The organism is Streptomyces sp. NPDC050617, from assembly GCF_040654795.1.
Taxonomy (GTDB): Bacteria; Actinomycetota; Actinomycetes; order Streptomycetales; family Streptomycetaceae; genus Streptomyces.
This window is the reverse complement of the sequence record NZ_JBFAIS010000024.1, coordinates 92,548-116,183: the sequence shown is the minus strand read 5'-3', so window position 1 is coordinate 116,183 and position 23,636 is coordinate 92,548. Positions and strand designations below refer to the sequence as shown.

The 23,636-nt window shown below is 72.4% G+C and carries 21 protein-coding genes and 1 tRNA gene; 5 read left to right on the top strand and 17 right to left on the bottom strand.

Annotated elements, in window-relative coordinates; all coding sequences use genetic code 11:
* The first annotated feature begins 205 nt into the window (after positions 1-205).
* Positions 206-1,114, top strand: a complete 909-nt coding sequence (locus tag AB0I49_RS27970) for a LysR substrate-binding domain-containing protein (RefSeq protein ID WP_363229877.1) — start codon at positions 206-208, stop codon at positions 1,112-1,114.
* A gap of 12 nt (positions 1,115-1,126) precedes the next feature.
* On the opposite strand, the gene AB0I49_RS27965 is transcribed toward AB0I49_RS27970, so the two are convergent.
* The 5 genes from AB0I49_RS27965 to AB0I49_RS27945 all read right to left on the bottom strand — a co-directional run bounded on the left by AB0I49_RS27965 (position 1,127) and on the right by AB0I49_RS27945 (position 6,360).
* Complete coding sequence (locus tag AB0I49_RS27965) at positions 1,127-1,639, bottom strand: PH domain-containing protein (protein ID WP_363229876.1); 513 nt, start codon at positions 1,637-1,639, stop codon at positions 1,127-1,129.
* 109 nt (positions 1,640-1,748) lie between these two features.
* Positions 1,749-3,578, bottom strand: coding sequence for an asparagine synthase (glutamine-hydrolyzing) (gene asnB / locus AB0I49_RS27960; RefSeq protein ID WP_363229875.1), 1,830 nt, complete (start codon positions 3,576-3,578; stop codon positions 1,749-1,751).
* A gap of 196 nt (positions 3,579-3,774) precedes the next feature.
* Positions 3,775-4,149 carry a fluoride efflux transporter CrcB gene (crcB, locus tag AB0I49_RS27955; protein WP_363229874.1) on the bottom strand — a complete coding sequence of 125 codons (375 nt, stop codon included), beginning with the start codon at positions 4,147-4,149 and terminating at the stop codon, positions 3,775-3,777.
* On the bottom strand, positions 4,146-4,697 hold the full coding sequence (crcB, locus tag AB0I49_RS27950; protein ID WP_363229892.1) for a fluoride efflux transporter CrcB: 552 nt from the start codon (positions 4,695-4,697) through the stop codon (positions 4,146-4,148). Before crcB (AB0I49_RS27950) ends, crcB (AB0I49_RS27955) begins: the two co-directional genes overlap by 4 nt.
* Positions 4,698-5,121: 424 nt before the next feature.
* The gene (locus AB0I49_RS27945; RefSeq protein WP_363229873.1) at positions 5,122-6,360 is read right to left on the bottom strand and encodes a styrene monooxygenase/indole monooxygenase family protein; all 1,239 of its coding nucleotides are present in this window, start codon (positions 6,358-6,360) and stop codon (positions 5,122-5,124) included.
* Between the two features lie 244 nt (positions 6,361-6,604).
* Here AB0I49_RS27945 and AB0I49_RS27940 point away from each other — a divergent pair, with 244 nt between their 5' ends.
* Positions 6,605-7,453, top strand: coding sequence for a metallophosphoesterase (locus AB0I49_RS27940; RefSeq protein WP_363229872.1), 849 nt, complete (start codon positions 6,605-6,607; stop codon positions 7,451-7,453).
* A gap of 79 nt (positions 7,454-7,532) precedes the next feature.
* On the opposite strand, the gene AB0I49_RS27935 is transcribed toward AB0I49_RS27940, so the two are convergent.
* From AB0I49_RS27935 to AB0I49_RS27920, 4 genes are all read right to left on the bottom strand, one after another.
* Positions 7,533-8,552 carry an LD-carboxypeptidase gene (locus AB0I49_RS27935; protein ID WP_363229871.1) on the bottom strand — a complete coding sequence of 340 codons (1,020 nt, stop codon included), beginning with the start codon at positions 8,550-8,552 and terminating at the stop codon, positions 7,533-7,535.
* Positions 8,553-8,664: 112 nt separating this feature from the next.
* On the bottom strand, positions 8,665-9,069 hold the full coding sequence (locus AB0I49_RS27930; RefSeq protein WP_363229870.1) for a hypothetical protein: 405 nt from the start codon (positions 9,067-9,069) through the stop codon (positions 8,665-8,667).
* Between the two features lie 250 nt (positions 9,070-9,319).
* On the bottom strand, positions 9,320-11,701 hold the full coding sequence (locus tag AB0I49_RS27925; protein WP_363229869.1) for an MFS transporter: 2,382 nt from the start codon (positions 11,699-11,701) through the stop codon (positions 9,320-9,322).
* Positions 11,702-11,970: 269 nt separating this feature from the next.
* Positions 11,971-12,762: a helix-turn-helix transcriptional regulator gene (locus AB0I49_RS27920; RefSeq protein ID WP_363229868.1), complete on the bottom strand. Its 792-nt coding sequence runs from the start codon at positions 12,760-12,762 to the stop codon at positions 11,971-11,973.
* A gap of 254 nt (positions 12,763-13,016) precedes the next feature.
* Between AB0I49_RS27920 and AB0I49_RS27915 the strand changes: the two genes are divergently transcribed.
* Together AB0I49_RS27915 and AB0I49_RS27910 are read left to right on the top strand one after the other, a co-directional pair.
* On the top strand, positions 13,017-14,258 hold the full coding sequence (locus AB0I49_RS27915; protein WP_363229867.1) for an MFS transporter: 1,242 nt from the start codon (positions 13,017-13,019) through the stop codon (positions 14,256-14,258).
* Positions 14,255-14,614 carry a hypothetical protein gene (locus AB0I49_RS27910; protein ID WP_363229866.1) on the top strand — a complete coding sequence of 120 codons (360 nt, stop codon included), beginning with the start codon at positions 14,255-14,257 and terminating at the stop codon, positions 14,612-14,614. The genes AB0I49_RS27915 and AB0I49_RS27910 overlap by 4 nt, the downstream gene beginning before the upstream one ends.
* A gap of 776 nt (positions 14,615-15,390) precedes the next feature.
* Here AB0I49_RS27910 and AB0I49_RS27905 read toward each other — a convergent pair.
* The 6 genes from AB0I49_RS27905 to AB0I49_RS27880 form a co-directional block, all read right to left on the bottom strand.
* Positions 15,391-15,807 carry an SseB family protein gene (locus tag AB0I49_RS27905; protein WP_363229865.1) on the bottom strand — a complete coding sequence of 139 codons (417 nt, stop codon included), beginning with the start codon at positions 15,805-15,807 and terminating at the stop codon, positions 15,391-15,393.
* A 161-nt stretch (positions 15,808-15,968) separates the two neighbouring features.
* The gene (locus AB0I49_RS27900) at positions 15,969-16,589 is read right to left on the bottom strand and encodes an endonuclease (protein ID WP_363229864.1); all 621 of its coding nucleotides are present in this window, start codon (positions 16,587-16,589) and stop codon (positions 15,969-15,971) included.
* 137 nt (positions 16,590-16,726) lie between these two features.
* Positions 16,727-17,137 (bottom strand): lasso peptide biosynthesis B2 protein, encoded by a 411-nt coding sequence (locus AB0I49_RS27895; protein ID WP_363229863.1) that lies wholly within the window; start codon positions 17,135-17,137, stop codon positions 16,727-16,729.
* The gene (locus AB0I49_RS27890) at positions 17,134-17,394 is read right to left on the bottom strand and encodes a lasso peptide biosynthesis PqqD family chaperone (protein WP_363229862.1); all 261 of its coding nucleotides are present in this window, start codon (positions 17,392-17,394) and stop codon (positions 17,134-17,136) included. Before AB0I49_RS27890 ends, AB0I49_RS27895 begins: the two co-directional genes overlap by 4 nt.
* Positions 17,375-19,246, bottom strand: a complete 1,872-nt coding sequence (locus AB0I49_RS27885) for an asparagine synthase-related protein (RefSeq protein ID WP_363229861.1) — start codon at positions 19,244-19,246, stop codon at positions 17,375-17,377. Before AB0I49_RS27885 ends, AB0I49_RS27890 begins: the two co-directional genes overlap by 20 nt.
* A gap of 200 nt (positions 19,247-19,446) precedes the next feature.
* Entirely contained in the window at positions 19,447-19,587 is a 141-nt protein-coding gene (locus tag AB0I49_RS27880; protein WP_363229860.1) for a lasso RiPP family leader peptide-containing protein, read from the bottom strand.
* A gap of 419 nt (positions 19,588-20,006) precedes the next feature.
* Here AB0I49_RS27880 and AB0I49_RS27875 point away from each other — a divergent pair, with 419 nt between their 5' ends.
* On the top strand, positions 20,007-21,674 hold the full coding sequence (locus tag AB0I49_RS27875) for an SMI1/KNR4 family protein (RefSeq protein WP_363229859.1): 1,668 nt from the start codon (positions 20,007-20,009) through the stop codon (positions 21,672-21,674).
* 2 nt (positions 21,675-21,676) lie between these two features.
* Here the strand turns inward: AB0I49_RS27875 and AB0I49_RS27870 are convergent, their stop codons facing one another.
* Entirely contained in the window at positions 21,677-22,891 is a 1,215-nt protein-coding gene (locus AB0I49_RS27870) for a hypothetical protein (RefSeq protein ID WP_363229858.1), read from the bottom strand.
* A gap of 442 nt (positions 22,892-23,333) precedes the next feature.
* Positions 23,334-23,406, bottom strand: a tRNA-Arg gene (locus AB0I49_RS27865).
* Positions 23,407-23,636: the final 230 nt, after the last annotated feature.

Sequence of the window (23,636 nt, the reverse complement as noted above, 5' to 3'; positions counted from 1 at the left end):
CTGCTTCTTCTGGAGCCCTTGATCCTTCTGAGGCTCTCGATTCTTGCGGGGCGGCCGATTCTTGTGGGGCGGCCGTTGATCACTTCGATCCGGCCGAGTCGCCAGTGCCATGGACATCGACGCTACGGAGCGGCCACCGATCCGTCCAAGACATGGTGAAGCTCGTTTCCATAGCCATTGCCTATGCAGCTTCTATGCTGGACGGATGCAGCTCCACCAGCTCCGCTACTTCGCCGCCGTGGCCGAGACCCGCCACTTCACCCACGCCGCGGAGCGGCTGCACGTGGCCCAGCCGTCGCTGTCCCAGCAGATCCGCGCGCTGGAGCGGGAGCTGGGCGCGGACCTCTTCCACCGCGCCCGCGGCAACATCACCCTCACCGACGCGGGCGAGGCGCTGCTGCCGCTGGCCCGCCAGATCCTCGCCGACACCGAGACCGCCCACCGCGAGGTGCAGGAAGTCGCCCAGCTGCGGCGCGGCCGGGTGCGCCTCGGCGCGCCGCCGAGCCTGTGCGCGAGCCTGGTGCCGGACGTGCTGCGCGCGTACCACGCCCGCTACCCCGGCATCGAGCTGCTCGTCGACGAGGGCGGCTCGCAGGACCTCGTACGGACCCTGGCCGCCGGCGGACTCGATCTCGCCCTCATCATCACGCCGCTCGCGGGCGGCGCCCCCGCCCTGGCCGCCACCGAACTGCTCCGCGAGGACCTCGTCGCCGTCTCCTCCTTCGTCTCCCCGGCCCCCGCCCCCGCGCCGCTGCGCGTCGCGGACCTCCAGGGCCACCCCATGGTCATGTTCCGCCGCGGCTACGACCTGCGGGAATTCACCATCGCGGCGTGCCGCGCCGCGGGGTTCGAGCCGTCGTTCACCGTGGCGGGCGGCGAGATGGACGCGGTACTGGGGTTCGTACGCGCCGGGCTCGGGCTCGCGGTCGTCCCCGGCATGGTGGCCGCCCGCTCGGGGCTGCGCGTCACGCCCTTTGACCCCGCCGAGGACATGCGCCGCACCATCGCCGTCGCCCACCGCAAGGACGTCGCCCCGCCCCGCTCGGCCCGCGAGCTGAGGCGCGTACTGCTGGAGCACCTGCACGCCGCGGAGGGGGCGGGGGCGGGGCTGTGAGGGGGCGCGGCCCTACCGGCTGGAAGCCGTCGCCGCCTTCCAGCGGCCGATGATCTCGCCCTTGGCGGCCTCCAGGGCGGAGTCGAACTCGCCGCCCGCGGGCGCGGGCAGGCAGAAGGTCTCGCCGCCCTTCAGCGTCACCCGGATCCGGTAGAGGGGGATGCCGCGGCGCCAGGGGACCCCGTCCTGCTGCACGTCGGCGGAGATGCTCTGGATGTCGTGCCAGGGAACGAAACGGCGCCGCAGCGGGGTGCTCGTCCGGATGCCGTCGGGTCGGAGGCGGGTGCGGCCGGCGGTGAAGTTGTAGCCCACGAGTGCGGGGACCGCGATGATCAGCCCGATGAGGAGCAGTACGGCGACCTGGTTCTGCGCGCTGCCGCGCGGCCGCTCGGCGACGTGCTCGCCGAGCGCTCCCCAGCCGAGCACGAACGTGACCCAGCAGAAGGAGAACACGCCCGCGGCGGACGCGACGGCGGCGCACCACTGCCACCAGCGGGAGATGGGGCGGTATTCGATCGTTTGCACGCTTTTACCTTACGTGCACCGGCGTCCGCTTCCCGCGCCGGAAGCGCGGGCGGCCCGGCCCCGGCGCGTACGCCGGAGAACCGGGCCGTCACCAGCCGCCCCAGGGGCGTCAGTTCACCTTGATCTCCGGCTTGTGCAGGTCGAACCAGGTGGCCACGTCGAGCGCGCGCTCCATGCGGGTGCGCTCCTGCGAGGTGATCGTCGCCTTGTCGGCGGTCGCCGCGGCGCGGACCTGGCCCTGGTCGAAGAGGTCCAGGGCCGGGTGGCCCGAGGAGAGGAGGTCCATGGTCTGGGACTGGATGGCGGCGACGTAGCGGGGGTCGAAGCTGCCGGGGTAGCCGCTCTTCTTGCGCTGGACGACGGAGTCCGGCAGCAGATCGCGGGTGGCCTCGCGCAGGATGCTCTTCTCCCGGCCGTCGAACGTCTTCAGCGACCAGGGGGTGTTGAAGACGTACTGGACGAGGCGGTGGTCGCAGAACGGGACCCGGACCTCCAGCCCCACCGCCATGCTCATCCGGTCCTTGCGGTCCAGCAGCGTCTGCACCATGCGCGTCAGGTGCAGGTAGCAGACCTGCCGCATGCGCTTCTCGTGGCCGCTCTCGCCGTCCTTGAGCGGGGCCTCGGCGACCGCCGAGGCGTAGCTGTCGTTCAGATAGGTCCGCAGGCCGAGGCTCTCGGTGAGCTCGCCGGAGAGGGCGCCCGAGAGGTCGAGTATCGAGCCCTTGGCCATCCACGGGAAGACGTCCGCCTTGGCGCGCTCGTCGTGGAACCACGGGTAGCCGCCGAACACCTCGTCCGCCGACTCGCCCGACAGCGCCACCGTGGACTGCTCGCGGATCGCGGCGAACAGCAGATAGAGGGAGTTGTCGCGGTCGCCGAGCCCGACCGGCAGGTCGCGCGCGCCGACGGCGGCCCGGCGCACGGCGGGGTCGGACAGCGCCGTGCCGTCCAGCACGATGTCGCTGTGGTCGCAGTTCACGTGGTCCTTGACGGCGTGCACGAAGGGGGTGTCCTGCGTGGGGGCGATGTCCTCGGCCCGGAAGTTCTCGGCCTGGTCGGGGAAGTCGACGGCGAAGCTGCGCACGGTCTCGCCCTGCGCGCCGAGCTGCTTGGCGGCGAGCGCCGTCATCGCGGACGAGTCGAGCCCGCCGGAGAGCAGGGAGCAGCGCGGCACGTCGGCCACCAGCTGCCGGGCGATGATGTCCTCCAGCAGCTCGCGCACGTGCGCGACGGTGGCCTCCTTGCTGTCGGTGTGCTCGGTGGCCTCCAGCTTCCAGTACGCGCGCTCGCGCAGGCCGTTGCGGTCGAGTACGGCCAGGTGACCGGGGCGCAGTTCGCGCATCCCGTCCCAGATGGCGAAGCCGGGGGTCTTGGTGAAGGAGAAGATCTCCCGCAGCCCGTCCGCGCCGACCACGGGGGCGGCCAGCGGGTTGGCCAGGATCGCCTTCGGCTCGGAGCCGAACAGGACGCCGTCGTCGGTCTCGTAGTAGTAGAAGGGCTTGATGCCCATCCGGTCGCGGATCATGACGAGCTTCTCGGTCCGCGGGTCCCAGATGGCGAAGGCGTACATGCCGTTGAGCTTGTCGGGGAGCTCTTCGCCCCACTCCAGGTAGCCGCGGAGCACGACCTCGGTGTCGGAGTCGGTCTCGAACCGGTGGCCGCGGCGGCGCAGTTCGTCGCGCAGCTCGACGTAGTTGTACGCCTCGCCGGAGTACACCATCGCGACCGTGCCGTTCTCGGTGCGCGCCTCCATGGGCTGCGCTCCGCCGGGGAGGTCGATGACGGCGAGCCGGCGGTGGCCGAGGGCGGCGCGCGGGGTGACCCAGGAGCCCTGGGCGTCGGGTCCCCGGCAGGACATCGTCTCGGTCATGGCGTCCACGGACTCCTGGTGAGCCGTCAGATCACGTCGGTAGGAGATCCAGCCAGTGATGCCACACACAGCGATCAACTTCTTTCGCCACGGGTACAGGAGGTTGCCTGTAGCTACCATCTACCTGTCGGCGACGGCTCCACTACCCACCGCAGCGAATCGGCCCTGTGGCGTTTCTCACCGGTAAATTCCTGTTAACGGGACGTTTCGGGACGGGAGTTGGGGGTCCTCGGCACGGTGGCCCCGCTGGTCCCTGGGCGGTTGTTCAGCTCCACAGCGCCTGGGCGAGCGCGGCCCCCGTGAAGGCGGCCCCGAGCCCGGCGACGACACTGGCGACGGCGTTCACGACTGCGAAGAACCGCGCCCCGGTCTCGGCCAGCCGCAGCGTCTCGTACGAGAACGTCGAGTACGTCGTCAGCGCCCCGCACAGCCCCGTGCCGAGCAGCGCCTGCGCCGCGGAGGAGGCGGCCCCGGCCGTCACGGCCCCCGTCACCAGCCCCAGCACCAGGCAGCCCACCACGTTGACGGTGAAGGTGCCCCACGGGAAGAGCGAGTCGTGGCGGCGCTGCACGCTCCGGTCGGTGAGATAGCGCAGCGGGGCCCCGGCCATGGCCCCGACGACGACCAGCAGCCAGTTCACGGACGGCCCTCCTTCGTGTGGCCTTGCTTCGTGTGGCTTTGCTTCGCCCGGCCTTCCTCTGCATGGCTTTGACTCGTGCCGGCCTCCGGCCGTGTCCTGCCGTGTGTCCTTCGGCCGCTATCCGTGATCGCCCGGCGGGTCAGCCGTGCCGCGGCCCAGACCGCCGCCAGGGCAGCGAGCAGGGTGGTGGCCAGATAGGCGAGGCCGGTAGCGGCGCGGCCGCCGTCCACCAGGCGCTGGATGTCCACGGCGTAGGTGGAGAAGGTGGTGAAGCCGCCGAGCACACCGGTCCCGAAGAAGGGCCGTACGAGCGGGTGGGCGGCCCACGCCTCGGTGACCAGCACCAGGAAGACGCCGATCACCGCGCAGCCGGCCACATTGACGCAGAACGTCGTCCAGGGGAACGCGCCCGCCTCCGTGGGCCACAGCAGGGACGCGCCATACCGGGCCGCCGCGCCGACGCCGCCGCCGACGGACACGGCGCAGACGACCGGGAGCTGCCCGCGGGCGCGGGCGCTCGGGTCGCGGTTCCGCACGGGCGGGGCGATGTCGGGATCGACGGGCTCGACGTAGTCATTGACGGGCTCGCCGGACTCGACGAGGTTTACGGGCTCATCGGGGTGCACGGAATCGCTGGGTCCGTCCACCGCCGGGGGCCGTGACTGGCCCATGGGCATGCCTCCTACTCGCCGGGCGTCCGGCCGGGCCGTGGCTCCGGCTCCGGACGCGCTCCATCGCAAGTAGGGACCGTTGGCGGCGTCCGTGCCGCGGTTCGGTACGGCGGGCCCCACCGCCGTGGCGGCGGCCGCCGCACGGATGCGGGCGGCGGTGATCGCTGCCGCTCACCAGCGTACATCGCGCCTTTCGGGGCCGCCCGGCCGCTGTGGAGGGCGCCGCCGGTCAGGGCCGCCCGACCGCTGTGGAGGGCGCTGCGCGTCAGGGCCGGCAGACCGCTGTGAAGGGCGCCGCGCGTCAGGGCTGCCCGACCGCCGCGAGATAGGCCGCGGTGCGCTCCGGGTCCATGATCCACTCCGGGGCGTCGAAGGGGTCGACGTAGACGCCGGCGAGGCGGTGGGCGACCTCGGGGTGCCGGGACGCGGCGTCCAGGGCCCGCGCCACGTACTCGGGCGGTTCGAGCATCAGATTGCTGAACGCCGACGAGTGCCGCGCCCGCTCCCAGAATGCCGCGAAGGCGCCCTGCATCCACGGCCGGTCGAAGGGCTGCTCCCCGTGGTCGAGGATCGAGCGCAGATAACTCGCGGCGCAGTGCGCCGCGTTGTTGGCGCCCTGCCCCGCGATCGGGTCGTTGACGACGACCGTGTCGGCCATGCCCAGCACGTACGAGCCGGGCCCGACCTCGGCGACCGGGTGACGGACGGTCGGCGTGATGGACCCGAACAGCGTGGCCTGCGCGTCCGTCGGCTTCGCGGCCGCGAATCGCTCGTACTCCCAGGGCGCGTGCGTACGCATCAGCTCCAGCGACCGCCCGGTGAGCGCCTCGGCGCCGGGGCGGTCCTGCCAGCAGTCGTACGGACCTCCGGGCGCGGCCTCCCAGAGCAGGATGTCGCACGGGCCGCTCATGGTGAGCGCGGGCATCACTATGCACTCGCCCGCCCCGCGTGACGTGAGCACCCGCATGCGCGGACCTACCGCGTCCGCGGGCCGCTCGGCGGGCGTCACGCCGTGCAGATAGACGCAGGCCAGGACGCGCCGCGGCGCGTCGAACGGGCTGTGCCGCTCGTCGCGCGTGAAGACCTCCGCGAGGTCGCCCCGCCCGGCGGCGACGAGCGTGAGGTCGTACTCGGCGGCGAGGGCGCCGAGGCCGTCGGCCGGGACCGCGCGGTGCTCGACGCGCCCGCCGCGCTCCTCGAAGAGCTCCAGCCAGCGCGCCATCTTCATCCGCTGGTCCACCGACTGGGCGGCCCCGTCGAACGACGTGGAGAAGGAGAGGGACGGGATGCCGGGCTCGGCGGCGAAGCAGAGGTCCAGCCCGTCGATCCTGGGCGCCTGCTCCTCCCACAAGTTCAGCCCGGCCGCCCGCTCCAGGGCGAGCGCCGGCCCGAACATCACCTGCGTGGACAGCACCCGCCCGGCGCGGATCTCCTCCGCCGTACGGGCCGACACCACCGTCACCTCGTAGCCCTCGGCCCGCAGCCCCAGGGCCAGTTGCAGCCCGGCCTGCCCGGCGCCGACGATCGCGATCCTGCGCATCGCTGCCTCCGCGGGCCCGGAGGTCGTTGGCGGATTGGGTCGTCGGTGCTACCGGGCCCTCACCCGTTGTAGCGGCGTGCGCAGGTCGTGTACAGGGCGCGGCCCGGAGAGCGGGGCGCGCCCGGGGAGCTGCCGTTCGGGGAGCGGGGCGCGGCCCCCGGGGCGGGCGAGGGCCGGAGACCGTCCGGGCGCGGTCCGGAGATCGGGACTACTGCTGGGCGCGCCGCCGACGTACCCTCGGCTGATGCGTCAAGGAAAGCTCATGGGCATCAGCGATCTGCACATCGCGCACCAGGACAACCGGCGCATCGTCGAGGAGTTGCGCCCCGACGACCCCGCCGACTGGCTGATCGTCGCGGGCGACGTCGGCGAGCAGCTCGCCGACGTCGAGTGGTCGCTGAAGACGCTGAGCGAGCGGTACGCGCAGGTGGTCTGGGCCCCCGGCAACCACGAGCTGTGGACCGTGCCCAAGGACCCCGTCCAACTGCGCGGCGAGGCCCGCTACCACCGCCTCGTGGAGATCTGCCGCGGCCTCGGGGTGCACACCCCGGAGGACCCCTACCCGGTGTGGTCCGGCCCCGGCGGCCCCGTCGTCGTCGCCCCCCTCTTCGTGCTGTACGACTACACGTTCCGCACCCCCACGGCGGCCACCAAGGAGCAGTCGCTGAAGCAGGCGTACGACGCCGGGGTCGTGTGCACCGACGAGATGCTGCTGCACCCCGACCCGTACCCGACCCGCGACGCCTGGTGCCGCGCGCGCGTCGCCGAGACCGAGCGGCGGCTCGCCGCGATCGACCCCGGGCTGCCGACCGTCCTGGTCAACCACTTCCCGCTGGTACGGCAGCCCACCGACGTGCTGCGCTACCCCGAGTTCGCGCAGTGGTGCGGCACGGAGCGCACCGCCGACTGGCACACCCGCTTCCGGGCCGCGGCCGTCGTGTACGGGCACCTGCACATCCCGCGCACCACGTACTACAACGGGGTCCGTTTCGTGGAGGTCTCGATCGGCTACCCGCGCGAGTGGCGCAACAATCCGCGCCATCCGGGGAAGGTGGCGCGGCAGATCCTCCCGGCGCCGGGCTCCGCTTCCTGACCCCGTCGGCAGCGCGCGAGGGTTCCCTGCCCCCTCCGCCAGTCGCGTGCGAGGGCGAAGGGCCGCCAAGCCGGTCGGGTCAGCCGACCGGTGTCGACGCCCCGCGCGGCCGGACCGCCGGTTCGAGCAGTGACAGCGTCCGCTGTCCCGCGTCGAGACCGGCGCGGATGCCCACCGGCATCGGGAGGTTCGGCCCGGCGTGCCCGAAGTCGACATTGCCCAGTACCGGGATGTCGCGGTCGCCGAGGACATCGAGAATGATCTCGGGGAGGGTCGGCGCGTCGTCGGCCGGGCCCAGTCCGCCGATCGCCGTCGGCACGCCGACGACCATGCCCGCGATCCGGTCGAGGACGCCGCAGTGCCGCAGCACCTGGAGGTCGCTCCAGACCCATGACGCCTCGCCGCCCAACTCCTCCCAGAACAGCACCGCGCCGTCGAACCGGTCGAGCGGCAGCGCGAACCGCGTCGCCTGGGTCCGTACGATGCGATTGAGGACCCCGCCGACCAGCGGCCCTTCGGCGCGTCCGGCACGCCAGCACTCCCACGACGGCCCGGTCGGCAGGCCGCCGATCGGCTCCGAGCCGGTCAGCAGCGCCGAATACAGATCCTCCAGCACCTGCCTGCGCGCGGCGGGCGCGGCCTGCCACGCCTCGCCGAGGCCGGGCGTGGCCACATCGGCGTGGAAACCGACGAGGCCCGTGCGCGAGTGAAGCACCAGATGCAGCAGGGAGATGTCGCTGTACCCGAGAATCGGCTTGGGGTCGGCCGCGATCGCCTCGACGTCGATCAGGTCGAGGTAGCCGAGTACGGTCTGCCCGCCGTCGTGCGCGATCACCGCGCGCACGTCCGGGTCCCGCAGCAGACCGTTGAACTCCTCCGCGATCTCCGCCAGCGGGGCCGAACTCCACCAGTGCCTCCGCCCGGCCTCCAGCAGCGGCGAGCAGCGCACCCGGAACCCCATGCGCTCAAGCGTGGCCACCGCCCGTTCGAGTCCCGGAACTTGACTCTCCTGGAGCGGCCCGGACAGCGCCGCGATGGCGACGAGATCTCCGGAAACCAGGGCATGAGGGCGAAGCAGCGCGGGCGTCTCAGGGGGCATCCGCGCAGTATTCCGGCACCCGCGGCCACGCGGTACTCATTTATCGCCGGTGACAGCCGCTCGGATGACAGCCGCTCGGACGGGGATCGGCGGCACGGACCGTTGGACCGTGCTACTCGGCGATCTCCACGACGACCCCCGCCGACTCCAACTCGGCCATGGTGCTGGGCCAGTCCTCCCAGGTGGCCCGCATCCGGTCGCGGATGCCGGCGCCCGGGATGACCAGCACCCGGATGCCCTCACTCCGCAGGAACGCCGCGATCCCGCCGGACGGCCGCAGGACGGACCACATGTCGTACCCCGGCCGGGCGTACCCGTTGCGCTCCGCCCACTGATGGATCATCGCGAGCTGCGCGTCCCAGTCCTTCTCGAAGTCGGTGTAGAGAGCCGGTCCGTGCTCCGGCTCGTCCACCTCCCGCGCCCCGAACACCCAGCCCCAGGCACGGGGTTCGGCCCCCCACCCCGCGTCGGGCTCCTCGGGGGACGTGTCCGCAACGGACCGGTGTACGTCAGCCATGCCCCGACGCTACTGCCCCGGCGCGGCGCCGTGAATGGGGCTGGTGGGCAGCGGGGCTGAGGGGACGGGGGAGGCAGGGGAGGCATCAGGGCAGCACCTGGGCAGCACCTGGGGCCGCCCGCCGCGCGGCGGCTCGTAAGGCGGCTCGCAAGGTGGCCCGTATGGCGGCTCGCCCGGCGGCTCGTACGGGCCGGTCGGCTGTCGCCCGTACGAGCCCGGCTGTCAACCGTCAGCCGTGAGCCAGCGGCCGTCAGCCGTGGGTCAGCAGGAAGTCGACCTGGCGGACGGCGGTCGGGTCCGGGCCGGCGGGGAGCGTGATCGGGGTGGTGGCGGGGGCGTACCCGGAGGTCAGCACCGTGTACTGGCCATCGGCGAGGTCGGTGAAGGCGAAGCCGCCGCGTTCGTCCGTCACACACCGCGCGACGACGTCGCCCGCCGCGTCGAGCAGGGACACGCGGGCGTCCTCCTGGGGACGCCCGCCCCGGTCCCGTACGGTGCCGCGCACCGTGACCGCGGAGGGCAGCTCGACGTCGATCCGCTGCGTCGCGCCGCCGGTGATCTCGACCTGGACGGCGTACGGGCGGTGGTCGGCGGCGGAGACCGTCAGCGCGTACGGGCCGGGGGCCAGCTGCGGCAGGCCGAAGGCGCCGTCGTCGCCCGTCACCGCCGAGGCCGCCACCTCGCCGCGGGCGTCGGTCGCGGTGACCGCCGCTCCGGCCAGCACCGGCCCGCCCGCGGTCCGTACGGTCCCGTTCACGCCGTCCCCGCCGTCCAGCAGCAGCTCGCAGGCCACGGGCCCGTCGGCCACCGACAGGGTGGTGGCGCGCGGCCGGTGGCCCGCGGCCGAGCCGATGACCACGAAGGAACCGGCCTCGGGGGCGGGCACGGAGTACCGGCCGCCGCCGTCGCTGAGCGTACGGCCGAGCTGCCGGCCCGCCGTGTCGATCAGCGTGACCGCCGCGCCCGGCACCGGCGCGGCGTCCGGGCCGAGGACCCGGCCGTGGATCACGCGGCCGGCCGGGGGAGCGGCCTCGGCCGCCGAATCCGGGGAGGCCGGCGCGTCCGCGATGGTCGCCGTGTTCGCGACGGTCGTCGCATCGCCCACCGCCTCCGCCGGGACCGCCGCCTCGATGGGGTCGGCCGTGACCGTGGCGGCGGCCACGGCCGCCGCCCGCCGGGCCGGGAGGAAGAAGGCGATCAGCAGCCCCAGGACCGCGGCGGCGCAGGCGACCCCGACGGCCGTCCGGAACGCGGTCATGTCCGGCACCTCCACCGACCCCAGCCGCGTCGTCTGGCGCGCCAGGATCACGCCCACCACCGCACTGGACGTGGACGTTCCGATCGACCGCATCAGGGTGTTGAGCCCGTTGGCCGCGCCGGTCTCCCCGGCCGGCACGGCGCTGATGATCAGCGTCGGCATCGCCGAGTACGCGATCCCCACGCCCGTGCCGATGACCGCCGAGCAGATGGCGATCTGCCAGACGGAGTGCAGCATCGCCATCCCGCCGCCGTACCCCGCGCCGATCACGACGAGCCCCGCCATCAGCGAGACCTTCGGCCCCCGGGTCGTGTTGATACGGGCGGACAGCGGCGACACGAGCATCATCGCCGCGCCCATCGGGGCGACGCACAGCCCCGCGACGACCATCGACTGGCCGAGCCCGTATCCGGTGGCCTTGGGCAATTCGAGCAACTGGGGGAAGACCAGCGACATCACGTAGTAGGAGAAACCGACCAGGATCGAGGCGAGGTTGGTCAGCAGCACCTGGCGGCGCGCGGTGGTGCGCAGGTCCACCAGCGGATTGGACGTACGCAGTTCGAGGAAGCCCCAGCCGACCAGGATCACGACGGCCGCGCCGAGCAGCCCGAGCGTGGTGGGGCTGCCCCAGCCCCAGTCGCTGCCCTTGGTGATGGGCAGCAGCAGGGCGACCAGCCCGGCCGACAGACCGATGGCGCCGGCGATGTCGAACCGGCCGGGCGAGCGCAGCGCCGACTCGGGGACGGCCAGCAGGACCAGGACGACCGCGATCGCGCCGAGCCCGGCCGAACCGAAGAACAGGACATGCCAGTCGCTGTGCTGCGCGACGAACGCGGCGGCCGGCATCCCCAGCGCGCCCCCGATGCCGAGCGAGGAGCTCATCAGCGCCATCGCGGAGCCGAGCCGCTTCGGCGGCAGTTCGTCGCGCATGATGCTGATGCCCAGCGGGATCGCGCCCATCGCGCCGCCCTGGACGGCCCGGCCGATCACCATGAGGACGAGGTCGGAGGTGAGCGCGCAGATCAGCGAGCCGACGACGAGCAGGCCCAGGGCCACGATCAGCATGCGGCGCTTGCCGAACATGTCGCCGAGCCGCCCCATCACGGGGGTGGCGACGGCGCCGGCGAGGAGGGTCGCGGTGATGACCCACGACGCGTTGGACGTCGTGGTGTGCAGCAGCTTCGGCAGGTCGGCGACGAGCGGGACGACCAGCGTCTGCATGACCGAGACGACGATGCCGCAGAACGCGAGCACCGTCACGAAGCCGCCGCCCACCTCGGGCTGCTCGTTGTGCGGCGCCTCGGGCGGCGCGGTGCCGGCGGAGTCCTGGGTGTGTGCGGCCCTGGCGTGGGCCGGGGGTATCCGGGACGGCATGCTGGCGCGGTCTCCAAACTGTTCGGGTGCCGGCGGAAGGTCCAACGCACAAGGCGGTGACGGCACGGGCGCTGTGCATCTTACGCACCGCGTGTATCGTGCAAATTTCGTTTCCGGGGTCCTACGGGACCCCAAACGGGGACGAGTTGGGGTGTATCGCAACGGTGCGATGCGGTGCGCGGCGGTGCCGTGCGAGGCCCTGATGCGCGGTGGCGTTCGGGCGGTACTCGGTCGGCTACCCGGCTACCCGGCTACCCGGCTGTACGCGCCTACGACCGCGCTTCCCGCTGGTCGGCGAAGTACGCGGTGGGCGAGGTCCCGAGCGCCCGGCGGAACATGGCGGTGAAGGCGCTGGGCGTGGCGTAGCCGAGCTCCGCGGCGATGGCCGTCACCGGGAGGCCGCGGGCCAGCAGGATGACGGCGTGGATCAGCCGCGCCTGCTGCACCCAGTGGGTCAGCGACATGCCCGTGGCGGCGGCGAACCGGCGCTGGAGGCTGCGCGGGCTCAGATGCGCGTGGGCGGCGGCGGTGGCGGTCGTCCAGTGGCCGCCGGGGTCCCGCTGGATCGCCGAACAGAGCCCGTCGAGCTCCGGGTCGTCGGGGGCGGGCAGATGCAGGGCCGGCACGGGGCGCGGGGCGAGTTCGGTCAGCAGCAGCGCCATGACCTGGCCGTCGCGCCCGTCCGGCGCGTACTCGACGGGGAGCCGGGCGGCTTCGTCGATGAGCTCGCGCAGCAGCGGCGAGACGGAGACGACGGTCGGCTCGGTGGGCAGGGCGGTGGCCGCGGACGGCTCGATGTAGAGGGTGCGCATCCGCACCGCGCCCGTACAGCTCATGGTGTGGGTGACGCCGGGCGGCACCCACACCCCGCGCGTCGCGGGCACCACCCAGGTGCCGTGACCGGTGACGACGGTGATCGCGCCCGTCGTACCGTAGATCAACTGCGCGCGCCGGTGCCGGTGCGCGGGGATGTGGTGGCCGTCGGGGAGATCGCGCGCCATGGCCGCCAACGGCCGCGGGACCTGCTGGTAGTCGTCGCGGTCCTCGCTCTTCCCGTACATTGGCGCACTCTCGATAGGTGATGGCGTAGCAGCGAAAGCATGTCAGGCGGGGGCCGCCATAGCGTGGACCCACGTGATGGAGACCTCGAACGAGAGCCGGCCGGCCCCGGCGCCCCCCGCCGCCCCGGCTCGCACCAGCCCGGCCCGTAAGACCACATACGCACGCTCCGTACCGCTCGTGCCGCGCACGCACGCGCACGCCGTGCCTTTCCCGTACGCGCACCCCGCGACGTACGGGCAGGTGGTGACCCGTCATGGCTGACGCGACGGACACCGCCGACCTGGCCGACCTGACCGAGGAGCCCGGCCGGCTCACCCGCCCCCTGACCGTGCTGCTGGCCGTCACCAGCGCGGTCACCGCGGCCAACGTCTACCTCAACCAGCCGCTGCTGGGGTCGGCCGCCGCGGACCTGCACGTGAGCCCCGAGGCGCTCGGGGCCGTTCCCACGGCCACCCAGTTCGGCTACGCGGCCGGAATCCTGCTGATGGTCCCGGCCGGCGACAGCCACGACCGGCGCCGCCTGATCCTCCGCCTCGGAGCCGCCTCCACCGTCGCCCTGGCCGCGTCCGCCGTGGCGCCCACGGCGTGGTGGCTGATCATCGCGAGCTTCCTGGTCGGCCTGCTCTCCCCGATCCCGCAGCTGGTCGCGCCGCTGGCCGTCGCGCTCGCCGGCGACCAGCGCCGGGGCCGGGTCGTGGGCACCATCCAGGGCGGACTGCTGATCGGCGTACTGGCCTCGCGCGCGTACTCCGGATCGTTCGCCGAACTGGCCGGCTGGCGCGCCGTCTACTGGTGCTCGTGCGCGCTCACGCTGCTGCTCACCTGCGTACTCTGGCGCGTACTCCCCGCGGCGCCGCCCATCAGCACCGTCAGCTACCGCACGACGCTGGCGTCGCTGCCCCGGCTGTTCGCGTCCCACCCGCTGATCCGGCGGGTCACCATCTCCGGCGGGCTGGTGGGTATCGCGTTCGGCGCGTTCTGGACCGCCCTGACCTTCCTGCTCGAACAGGACTACCACTACGGCTCCACGGAGGTCGGCCTCTTCGGCCTGGTCGCCGCCGCCAGCGCGCTCGCCTCGCCGGCCGCCGGACGGCTCGCCGACCGCCTCGGCCCGCGCCTGGGGATGGCCACCCTCATCGTCACCGTGATCGCGGGCTGGTTGCTGCTGCTGCCCGGCGGTACGCACCTGACCTGGCTGATCGCCGGAGTCGTCGTCCTCGACATCGGCGTCTGGGGCAGCCAGGTCGTCTGCCAGACCTCCCTGTTCACGCTGGACAAGTCCGCCCACAACCGCCTCAACACCCTCTACTTCACCCTCCGCTTCCTGGGCATCGCCATCGGCTCGCTCGCGGGCTCGGTGGCCTGGGGGCGCGGTGGCTGGCCCGCTGTGGCCGCCGTGGGCGTCGTCGCGGCCCTGGCGGGTCTCGTCGTGGGTGTTCTCCCCCATTCGAAGGAGCGCGCCAAGGGTAATCGCGTGACTACTCTTGGTGCATGACTGGGTGGGGTGGACCTGTGTGGCGGTCCGCCGCGCGAGCTGCCGCCGCCGCGCTGATCGCCGCACTGCTCGCGCTGTGCGGCGCGGAGCCCCTGGCGGCGCGCGCCGCCGCCACCGGCCCGGCGCAACCCGCCGCCGCGGTGGTGGAGGCCGAGCGGTTCACCGACGAGTGCGCCACGTGCGCGGACGGGCAGCGCCGCGCCGCCTGCCCCGGCCGCGCCGGCCGCCGGACCGCCCCCCGCCCCGCAGACCGGCGCGGCCACGCGCCCGCTTCGCCGCGATCCGGCGCGGCGCCCCGCCCTGACCGGGCCGCTAACCCGGCCGTCCACGCCCGCTGCGTCGTCCTGCGCTGCTGAGAGGACCGCGGCCCCGCCCGTCCCGTACGGACGGAGAAGCCGCCTGCCCCTCGGTTCGACAGGTACGAGAGCAGAAGAGGCAGCATGCCCACCGACCCCTGGCGCCGACTGGACGGCTATCTGCGCGCCCAGTCCTATCTGACCCACCGCCCCGCTTCCCCCACACCACCTCCCCCTTCGCGACCCGAGCCCGAGGAAAACTCAGAGCCGAATCCGGAGCCGCGTCCGGAGCCGAATCCGGAGGCGAATCCGGAGGCGAGTTCGGCGGCGCATCCGGAGCGGAGTTCGGCGGCGCATCCGGAGGCGGAGCCCGAGCCCGCACCTGGACACGTCTCCGGACCCGCAGCCGGATTCGTCTCCGGGCCTGCGGCCGATCCCGTAGCCGTTCCTGCATCCGGGCCTACGGCCGGGGTCGTCTCCAAATCCACGGCCGATTCCGGGACGGATCCCGAAGCAGTTCCCCGAGTCGGGCCGGCTGAGGAAGCACTCGCCTCGGCAGCCGCGCGCCGACCGGGAGCCATGGCCCGGCTCCTGGCCCTCCTCACCTCCCGCCGCACCCGCCCGGCCCCGGAGACGGGCGCCGGGCCCGACCAGTAGCGGAACGCGAGACGGAGCGGGGCGGGGTCGGGGCGCACCCCGGCCCCGCCCCGTCGGGCTCTCGGCCGCGTACGCGTGCGTCCGGCCGCCAGCCCAGGAGACAGCCCCGCACGCCGACCGCGCGGGTTCAGCCCTATACCCAGCCGTGCGGGTTCAGCCGTGCGGCCGCGGGCAGCCGTTCAGCCGTGCGGCCGGGCGAGCAAGGTCCGTACACCCTGGGCGTCGAGGGTCAGGCCGCCGGGCGAACTCGCGTCGATGGCCAGCGAGAGCTCTCCGGCGGGCCACTGCTCGGCGAGCGTGCCGAGCGGCACCATCCGGTAACGGGAGATGGACGGCAGCAGTTCGGCCATGCGCAGCTCCGAGGTGAATACGGGCACCAGCTGCGCCCCGCCCGGCTGCTCCATGATCGGCAGGACCACGTCCCCGGAGTCGGGTTCCTGCGCGTCGCTCAGCTCATCGGGAACGGGGATCAGTACGTCGCTCTCGGCCAGCGCGTCCAGCGCCGCCACGTCCTGGGCGTTCTCGTTGAGGGCGTTGAGCGCCTGCTGGGCGGGGGAGAGGCCGTTGCCGGAGGGGAGATCCATGGGCGTGTTCATGGGAATGTCCTGTCATCGCGTAGGGGGTCGGGGAGCGGTCCTGGGCGAACACCGCACAGGACGGGAAGCCACCCGCGTACCCGCCCTCAGCCCAGACATGCACCCGCACCGCACGTCGCCGCGGCCGGATTCCCCGCGGTGCCGGACGCCCCGCCCCGCCGTCACTTCTGCAAGGCCACGCGCACCAGCGCGGCGGCGAAGACGGCCGGGTCGCCGTCGCCCACCAGCCGGGCGAGGGCCTTCGAACTGTCCGGCAGCCCGAGGCGGCGCGCACCCTGCAGAGCCTTGGCGTCCAGGTAGGGCGCCGCCTCGGGCCAGACGCCCTGGGCCTCGCGCAGAAAGATGTCCGCGCCCACGGGGCCGAGCCCCGGCACTTTGCGCAGCCGCCGCCGCAGCTCGGCGACGTCCCCGTCCGCGGCGTCCCGCAGCCGGCGCAGGTCCCCCTTGTACTCCTCCCTCAGCACCTCCGCGCCGTCCCCGAGCTGCGTCGCGGTGCTCTCGTCATAGCGTCGGTAACCGCCCTTCCCCAGGGCGTCCACCCGCTCCTGCCAACTGGCCTCGGCCATCCGTCGAGGATCGCGCAGCCCCGCCTCGTACAGCGCCCGCGCGGTGTCGACGGCGATGCTGTGGCGGATGCGGGCGCTGAGCAGTACGGAGAGCACGAGCAGCCGGTAGAGCGGCTGCGGCGTGTTCCGGAGCCGGATGCCCGCCTCGTGGGCGAACGTGCGGCCGTGTTCGTCGAGCAGGTCGCGGACGATTTCGCGTTGGGTGGCTCGCGGCATGGTGGGAACTCCTTTCCTCCGTCCCCACCCTTGGTACCCGCCCTATACGGAACATCACCGGCAAAACCCCCACTCGCCGGATAGTCGCCGCGAGACCTCGTTCTCCTCCCTTCTGCGAACTATGCGGAACCCGCCGGTCACCTCGGAGGAACGGTGAGCAGGGTGCGGTAGGTGGCGGCCTCCTCGGGTTCGCCGACGCGCCGGCCGTCCGCCTCGACCCAGGCGTGCGCGGCGAAGGGCGGCGTACGTACGCCCGTACACCAAGTGGGCCAGGTGCCGCCGAGGCGACACAGCAGCGCCGTGGCCAGCGAGCGCTGGAGGCAGTACCGCCCGGAGCACAGGACGCTGACCGCGGTCACGTCCTGGCGGGCCCGCAGCGCGGTGGCGTAGTCCGCGGGCGCCGCGCCCCGCCGCACGGCGCGGAGGACGGCGCGCAGCCGCCGGGGCGGCAGATGGGCCAGCAGCCGGGCCGCGCCGACGGCGGTACGGGCGGCGAGGCGGCGGACCGGGGGCGGGCGGCGCGGCCCGGTGTCGAGGACCTGGCTCACGAGTCCGTCACCACCAGACCGGTGCGCGTGAGGTGGTCGATGAGGGCGGTGACATCGGCGTGCGCGTGCTCCGGGGTGACGGGCCGGGCGGCGGCGAGCCCGTCGGCGATCTGCTGTGGAGTGGCGCCCTTCAGCAGGGCTTGGACGATGGTGGCCCCGGTGGCGTTGAGCTGCCAGTAGCGGCCGTCGCGTTCGTCGAGCAGGACCATGCCGTCCTCGGTGGGACAGCAGGCGACGTCAGTGCGCAGCTGTGTCAACGGAAGGCTCCTCTTGGTGGTGGCGAGGGGCGAGATAGGCGGGCTCGGGATGGGCGGCCACCTCGCGCAGCCACGCCTCCGCGCCCAGCGTGCTCTCCAGTTCGGCGGCGCCGCCCGTGTTCAGGCCGGGGCTGAGCAGGGCCTGCCGCAGGGCGTGCGGGTCGGTGATGCCGGCGGCGGTCAGGAGGGAGGTGTCGGCCCAGGCGGCGAGGTGGCGGCGGTGGGTCTTGAGGCCGCGGTGCCATTCGGCGCTGCAGTGGTCCTTCGAGGTGCGGTCCAGGAGGCGTTCGGGGACCAGGCCGTCCATCGCGGCGGCCAGCAGCGGTTTGTACGACCAGGGACTCCCCGCGTCCTCGGGGCGTACGGCCAGGCAGGCGTCGAGTACGGCGTCGTCGCAGAACGGGCTGTGGGTGGGCAGCCCCGCCTCGGCGCCGGCCTCGTGGAGCAGCGTGGCGACGCGCCCGGCTTCGCGCATCTGGTGGATCCAGGCGTGCCGGCCCGGTTCCGCCGCCAACGGCAGGTCCCGCTCGGCCGCTTGGCCGAGGAGCGCCGCGAACTGCTCGGCGGTCTGCGCGCTCGCCCAGACCGGTAGGCGCGGGTACGGCCCCCATACCTCAGGGGCTCCGCCGGTCGGAGCGGCCTCGCGCAGGCGGCTCCGGGCCGTGGTGAGCCAGGCGGGGTACGAGCGGTGGCCCAGCAGCATGCGCGCGGTGGCGGCGAGCGGCCAGCGCCCGCGCGCCTTGAACCCGGCCGTCTGACGCAGCGCGGCGCGCGGGCTGCGCCGCAGCAGCGTGTGGAGGTAGGACACGGGCGGCACCACCACGTGGTCGCCGCCGTGCCCCGACAGTCGCAGCACAGCGCCCCAGCTGCGCAACTCGCCCGCCAGGCGCTGCTGGACGGCCCGGTCGCGCAGAAGGCAGTTGGGCTCCTCCAGCGGGTGGCGGGGTTCGTCGAGTCCGGTGAAGCAGGCGGGCAGATCCTCGGGCACGAACTCCAGGGGCTCGGCGCCGGGCAGCCGCTCGGCGGCGTAACGCGCGTACTCCCGGTCCTCGTTGCCCGGGGCGCTCCAGTGCAGGGTCGCGGTGACCAGGGACGCACCGGACTCGGCGGCCAGGAAGCACAGGGAGGTGGAGTCCATGCCGCCGGACAGGTCGGCCCCCAGCACTTGGCCCGGCCGCACCCGCAGGGCGACGGCCTCCCGCAGGGCGTCGCGCAGCGCCCGCGCGCCCTCGTCGAGCGGCAGTTCAGCGGGCGGCGCCTGCCACCACCCGGCCGTACGCCCCCTTCCGTCCGGTTCCGTACACAGGGCGTCCCCCGGACTCACGGCCTCCACGCCGGTCCACATCGACGCCCCGGCCAGCGGGTGCGGCAGCTGGGGGAAGGCCAGGTGGGCGGCGACGCGCGCGGTGTCCGGCCGCGCGCCGATGAGCCAGGCCAGGGTTCGGGCGCGGTCCGCGCACACCGTCACCCCGCCGATGTCCGCCCGGTAGAGCCGCCGGGCCCCCGAAGCGCTCCCGCGTACGTACCCATGTCCCGCCAAGGACGCCGCCACATGGAAGCTGCCGTACACGCCGGCCAGCGCACCCTCCAGGTCCGTGAGGCCCCGCACCTTCTTCAGCCGGACCCTCAGCACGGCGGCGCTCGCCGACGCCTCGCCGAACAGGGCCAACAGCCGGCCCCCGGCCCGCGCCAGCGCCATGTCCTCAGCCGCCCAGGAACCCAGCAGCCACGGCCGTCCCGACGGATGATCCACCTCGTCGGCGGCCCGGCCCCGCAACCGCGCCAGCAGACCGGGCGGAAATTCCGCGTCCGGAAGTACTACGAACCAGCACCCCGATGCCGTATTCGACACGTCTCCACTCCTCCCCGGACACCCCCGGCGCCCCGCTGCCCGCATCCCCACCACTACGCGTGCCGTGTGCTCACACGGCCTTCGGCCCATGGCCTTCGGTGCGCCCCGCTCAGGAGACGGGCGCCGATGATCCGTACCGCCGAAGCGGCCGCACACCGGCACCCGCGCCTCAACCGACGGCTACCGAGGCACCGGCTCGGCTACCACCAGCCGCGCCGCGTGCCACCGCCCTCGGGCCAGTCGTACCCGCGGCCCTGGGTGAGTTCGGCGAAGTCGCCGGCCTCGGCCAGCAGGGGGGTCTCGTAGACGTCGGCGGTTTCGATGTGCAGCGTCCCGCTCATCACGGTCACCTTCCGATTCGCACGGGTGGCGGATCCACCCGCTACACAAAGTGACGCACATGGGGGATGTGAAGCGCTAGATCCCCCGGCGAACACCATGCCCACGAGTGACCCTCAAGGGCATAAACTCAGCACGTCAGAGCGGGGAGCCCCTCACTGGCCCCCGTCCCGTCCCAGCCGTGGGTGATCCTGCCCGGACATTGCAGAGAGTAATCATGGGTGGGGCGAGAAATCCAGACCGCGACCCAGCGGATCCGTGTGGCATCGTGCCGGGGCTGGGACCGGGGCCGGGTGCCGCGGCCGTCCGCCAGCGCTCCGGCGATCATCACCGCAGCAGTGTTGAGGGCTGAGGGGCGCGTGGGATGAGGGGCGTGGGGACGAGCATGGGAAAGCGACGAGTGGAAGCCGCCTGGGACCGGGTGGGGAACTGGCTGCGGGACAACACCCGTAACGCACATGCCGGTTGTGAACAGGTCCAGCCGGAGGAGATCGAAGAGGCAGTGCGGAAACTCGGCGTGCCCTTCCCTGAGGAATTGGTCGCCTCCCTCCTGTGCCGGGGAGTGGGCGGTTCCTTCAGCCTTCCGGGCGGGGCGCCGATGGGGCCGGCCGGCATCTGTGAACGCACGCTGATGATGCGCGAATTCCTGGCCGACTTGGACCGTGACGGCGAGGAGCATGACGACTACTGGCATCACGACTACCTCTTCATCACCGATGACGACGTCAACGGCATGGTCATGGACTGCCGACCCGGCGAAACCTTCGGCGGCATCGGCTGGTTCGGCGAATGCGACGGCGTGAGTTTCGGCCGAGCGCCCTCGCTGGGCGCCTACTTGGAAGAAGTAGCGGCCTGCCTGGAGTCCGGGCGCGCACTCGACGGACGCGTCCCCATCGCATTCAATGGAGAACTGCTCTGGGAGCACGACAACAGAGACCGCGAGGAACCGCACCCCGACCCGCGATCGCTACTGGCGATCAGGGCGGCTGCCGTTGCAGAGCCCGAACTCGAAGTCGAACGCGATCCCCTCCCAGGGCCGTGGCATAACACCCGCCAGGACGGGACGTACCGCTACACCTGCCTGACCTTTGTTCACGGCATCGACGAGGATGAACTCCTCTGCCGCTTCGGCGCGTTGGACGAAGCGCCGAACACCTGGCACCGCGACGAAGCGGTAGCAGCTGTGGAGCGGCGCTGCGTGCCCGTCATACGGATCGGCCGGGCGACGGGCGGCTCATGGGTCTTCGCCGCCGAAGAGTGGCAGGACCCCATCGCGCATTCCGGGTACGGCATGCGCGAAGAAACCCTGCGGAGACTGTCGGCGGGCACGCGGGCCGTGTCCCTTCAGATAGCCGATATCCGGATGCACATCTTCGACGACGGGAAGATCGTCAGTGAACTCGGAACCAATCTGCTCGGCCGGGAGATGCGCGAGGACCTCCTCCAAGCCGCCCAGGAACGCGCCGGGCTGACTTTCTCCGGCCCCTCCACCACGCAACAGCAACGCCTCGATGCTCTGCGCGGCATGCTGCGCGTCGAAGTCGGAGTCGACCTCGACGACCAAGCTCTGAACGGCCCCCTGACCACGGCCCACATCCTGCCGTTCCTGGACGACCCGCGAGGCGATTCCTCTCCCGCAGGGGACCTGGCCGACATCATCGCCGGGTTCTCCGACGAACAGCTGAGGTGCGCACTGGCCAAGCAAGTAAGGCGCCTCGCGGACGAGAACGGCCTGACCGTATATCCGGAAGTGGGCCAAGCGCTGGACGACCTTGACCGCGGCTGGACGGGGCCGCTCACGGACGGCTCCCCGCTGGATATGCGGCTGCGCACCGTACTCGCGGAAACCCAGGCCATTCAGCGCCTCAACTTCGGCGGGAGATACGGCGGGGGAGGGGGCAGGCGCGGCGAGCAGCCGACGCTGAACCGCAGCGAGGAGCTGACCTGGTGGCGCCGCAAGGCCGCGGCCGACGCACTACAAAACCTGATACAGCTGCCCCCACGGGCCGCCGCCCAACCGATCCAGTACGCCCGCAGCACACCGCACTGGCGCGCCGAACTCGCAGCCGACCTGGCGTCCGTACGCTGAACTCAATCTCCCCGGGCCACGGCCCACACCTCGTCGAGCAGACGGCGGTAGTCCTCGCCGTAAGCGGTGACAGCGGCGTAGACAGTTTCAAGCGCCGCTGGGAGCGGGTCGGGTTCCGCGGCGGCGAGGAGAGCGGGAACAGCCATGTGCGGCTGCGACATCCGAACCGGCGGAGCCGTCCCCGGCCCACCTGTCGACGACGCCAGCGCGATGGCATGCGTCTTCAGCGAGCCCATCAGATACTCGAAGCCGTGCGAACCAGACGGCCGCGAAGGTGCCTCCTGCCCCGGAGGCACCGCCCGCCGCACAGTCCTCTGCGGAACTCGCTCGTCGGTGTTGATGAGGTCCCAGACGCGCTCACGATCGTCGAAAGGCGCGGGCAACGGCCGCCCCTGGTCGAGAGCGGCAAGCGCAGGGGCAGCCCAGTCGAGCTCAGCCAGGCCGGCCACGTCGTAGGCCCGTCGAGCAGCCAGCCGGGCGACCGCACGCTGACGGTCGCCGCCCGCCGTATCGATCGCGTGCACCAGGCCGGCGTCGAATTCCACCAGGCGCCGCACATTGCCGCCCACTCGACGAAGGTTCTCACTGGGCAGCCAACCGCCCCACGCCGCCTTCTCCGCCGCCACCCGCTCCCTCTCGGCCTCCAGCCGAGCAGCACGCTCCGCCTCCGCCCGTTCCTCCGGCGTCGGGGGCGGAGGCAGTTCCCGCGCGTACTCGTGCCAATAGGCAGCGCTGCTGGAGGTCTGCCTCACGAGCCGCGCAGGTCCCGGCGGGCTCGGCCAGAACTGGAGCAGGTACCGGTCCACCACCGCGGGTCCCTCGTCCAGCCCGGCTTCCGCCTCCCGCGCCTCATCCATGCCGGTGGCGCAGTACCGAACGCGATAGTCGATCTCCTGGAGGTCGAGGTCCCAGGAGTCCTCCCCCGCCCATTGCACCAGCGCGGCCTGCGATGACAGCGGCCGGAAGGAAACCTCGACGGCCTCCTCCCACGAGCTGTCCAACGGCGGCTCCCCCTCGTGCCACTCGACGGTGAACCCGACATTCCCCGTGTGCAGTCCGGTCATCAACCACAGCGCCCCCGGCTCGCCCGCCCCGCACAACCCGGCCTCCTGCCCCGCGAACGCTTCTTCGAGTTCAGGCATGCACCAGTCCGGACCACTTTCCACGTAGATCTGCCCGTAGTGGACGAACGCCTCACCACTGAACAATGTCCTCACCCGACCCCCTCGACCGAAGCGACAACCGACCGCACCCCCACGGCCCGGACAACACAACGCATCATGCCGCCCCCCACTGACAACGCCCCGCCCCAACGCCCACGCCCCGCTCTCCACTGACGGTCGAGCCTCAGCATCCACGCAACTCTGGGGTCTCGCTGAAGCGCTGATGGCGTTGGTTGGGCTTGAGGTCGGTATGTGTAGCTATGCCTTCCTCGTCCCCGCTACTTCGGCGGGATCCCTTGGTGCGCAACGTGGGTGCGTATCCAGCATCGAACCTGTGTCCGGTTCGGGGTGTCTGGCTTTGAAGCGGGGAAAGTGGTTGCGCACTCCGCCATGACTCGGCTGCGGTCGTAAGCGTTCGAAGCGCTTGGCCTATAGGTGACGTACTTACGGCGCTCACACACCCTCACCGGTATTTTCCCAGGTGAGGGGGTTGTTGCGCCCCCGGCAGGACTCGAACCTGCGGCCAAGCGCTTAGAAGGCGCCTGCTCTATCCACTGAGCTACGGGGGCCGGTATGACGGTCTCGGACAGCTGAAGCCCCGGGCTCGGTGGTGCCGTGACCTTGCCGGGGACAAGGATAGGGCTTCGTGCACCTCGTCCCGGTTGCTTCACCTCCGTGACACGTTGTGGAGGTTCGGTGAAGCGGTCCCGATAATCGCAGGCAGGTACGAATTCTGCATCGTTTTTCACGCCTCAGGCGGCGGGTGTTGTGCACTCGTTATGCCTGAGCCCCACTCGCC

Excerpts from the sequence above, each read along its gene's own strand:
- AB0I49_RS27970 (WP_363229877.1), top strand. The coding sequence starts at position 206 with ATGCAGCTCCACCAGCTCCGCTACTTCGCCGCCGTGGCCGAGACCCGC.
- AB0I49_RS27945 (WP_363229873.1), bottom strand. The coding sequence starts at position 6,360 with ATGCGCAGGATCGCGATCGTCGGCGCCGGGCAGGCCGGGCTGCAACTG.
- AB0I49_RS27940 (WP_363229872.1), top strand. The coding sequence starts at position 6,605 with ATGCGTCAAGGAAAGCTCATGGGCATCAGCGATCTGCACATCGCGCAC.
- AB0I49_RS27935 (WP_363229871.1), bottom strand. The coding sequence starts at position 8,552 with ATGCCCCCTGAGACGCCCGCGCTGCTTCGCCCTCATGCCCTGGTTTCC.
- AB0I49_RS27930 (WP_363229870.1), bottom strand. The coding sequence starts at position 9,069 with ATGGCTGACGTACACCGGTCCGTTGCGGACACGTCCCCCGAGGAGCCC.
- AB0I49_RS27925 (WP_363229869.1), bottom strand. The coding sequence starts at position 11,701 with ATGCCGTCCCGGATACCCCCGGCCCACGCCAGGGCCGCACACACCCAG.
- AB0I49_RS27920 (WP_363229868.1), bottom strand. The coding sequence starts at position 12,762 with ATGTACGGGAAGAGCGAGGACCGCGACGACTACCAGCAGGTCCCGCGG.
- AB0I49_RS27915 (WP_363229867.1), top strand. The coding sequence starts at position 13,017 with ATGGCTGACGCGACGGACACCGCCGACCTGGCCGACCTGACCGAGGAG.
- AB0I49_RS27910 (WP_363229866.1), top strand. The coding sequence starts at position 14,255 with ATGACTGGGTGGGGTGGACCTGTGTGGCGGTCCGCCGCGCGAGCTGCC.
- AB0I49_RS27905 (WP_363229865.1), bottom strand. The coding sequence starts at position 15,807 with ATGAACACGCCCATGGATCTCCCCTCCGGCAACGGCCTCTCCCCCGCC.
- AB0I49_RS27900 (WP_363229864.1), bottom strand. The coding sequence starts at position 16,589 with ATGCCGCGAGCCACCCAACGCGAAATCGTCCGCGACCTGCTCGACGAA.
- AB0I49_RS27880 (WP_363229860.1), bottom strand. The coding sequence starts at position 19,587 with ATGAGCGGGACGCTGCACATCGAAACCGCCGACGTCTACGAGACCCCC.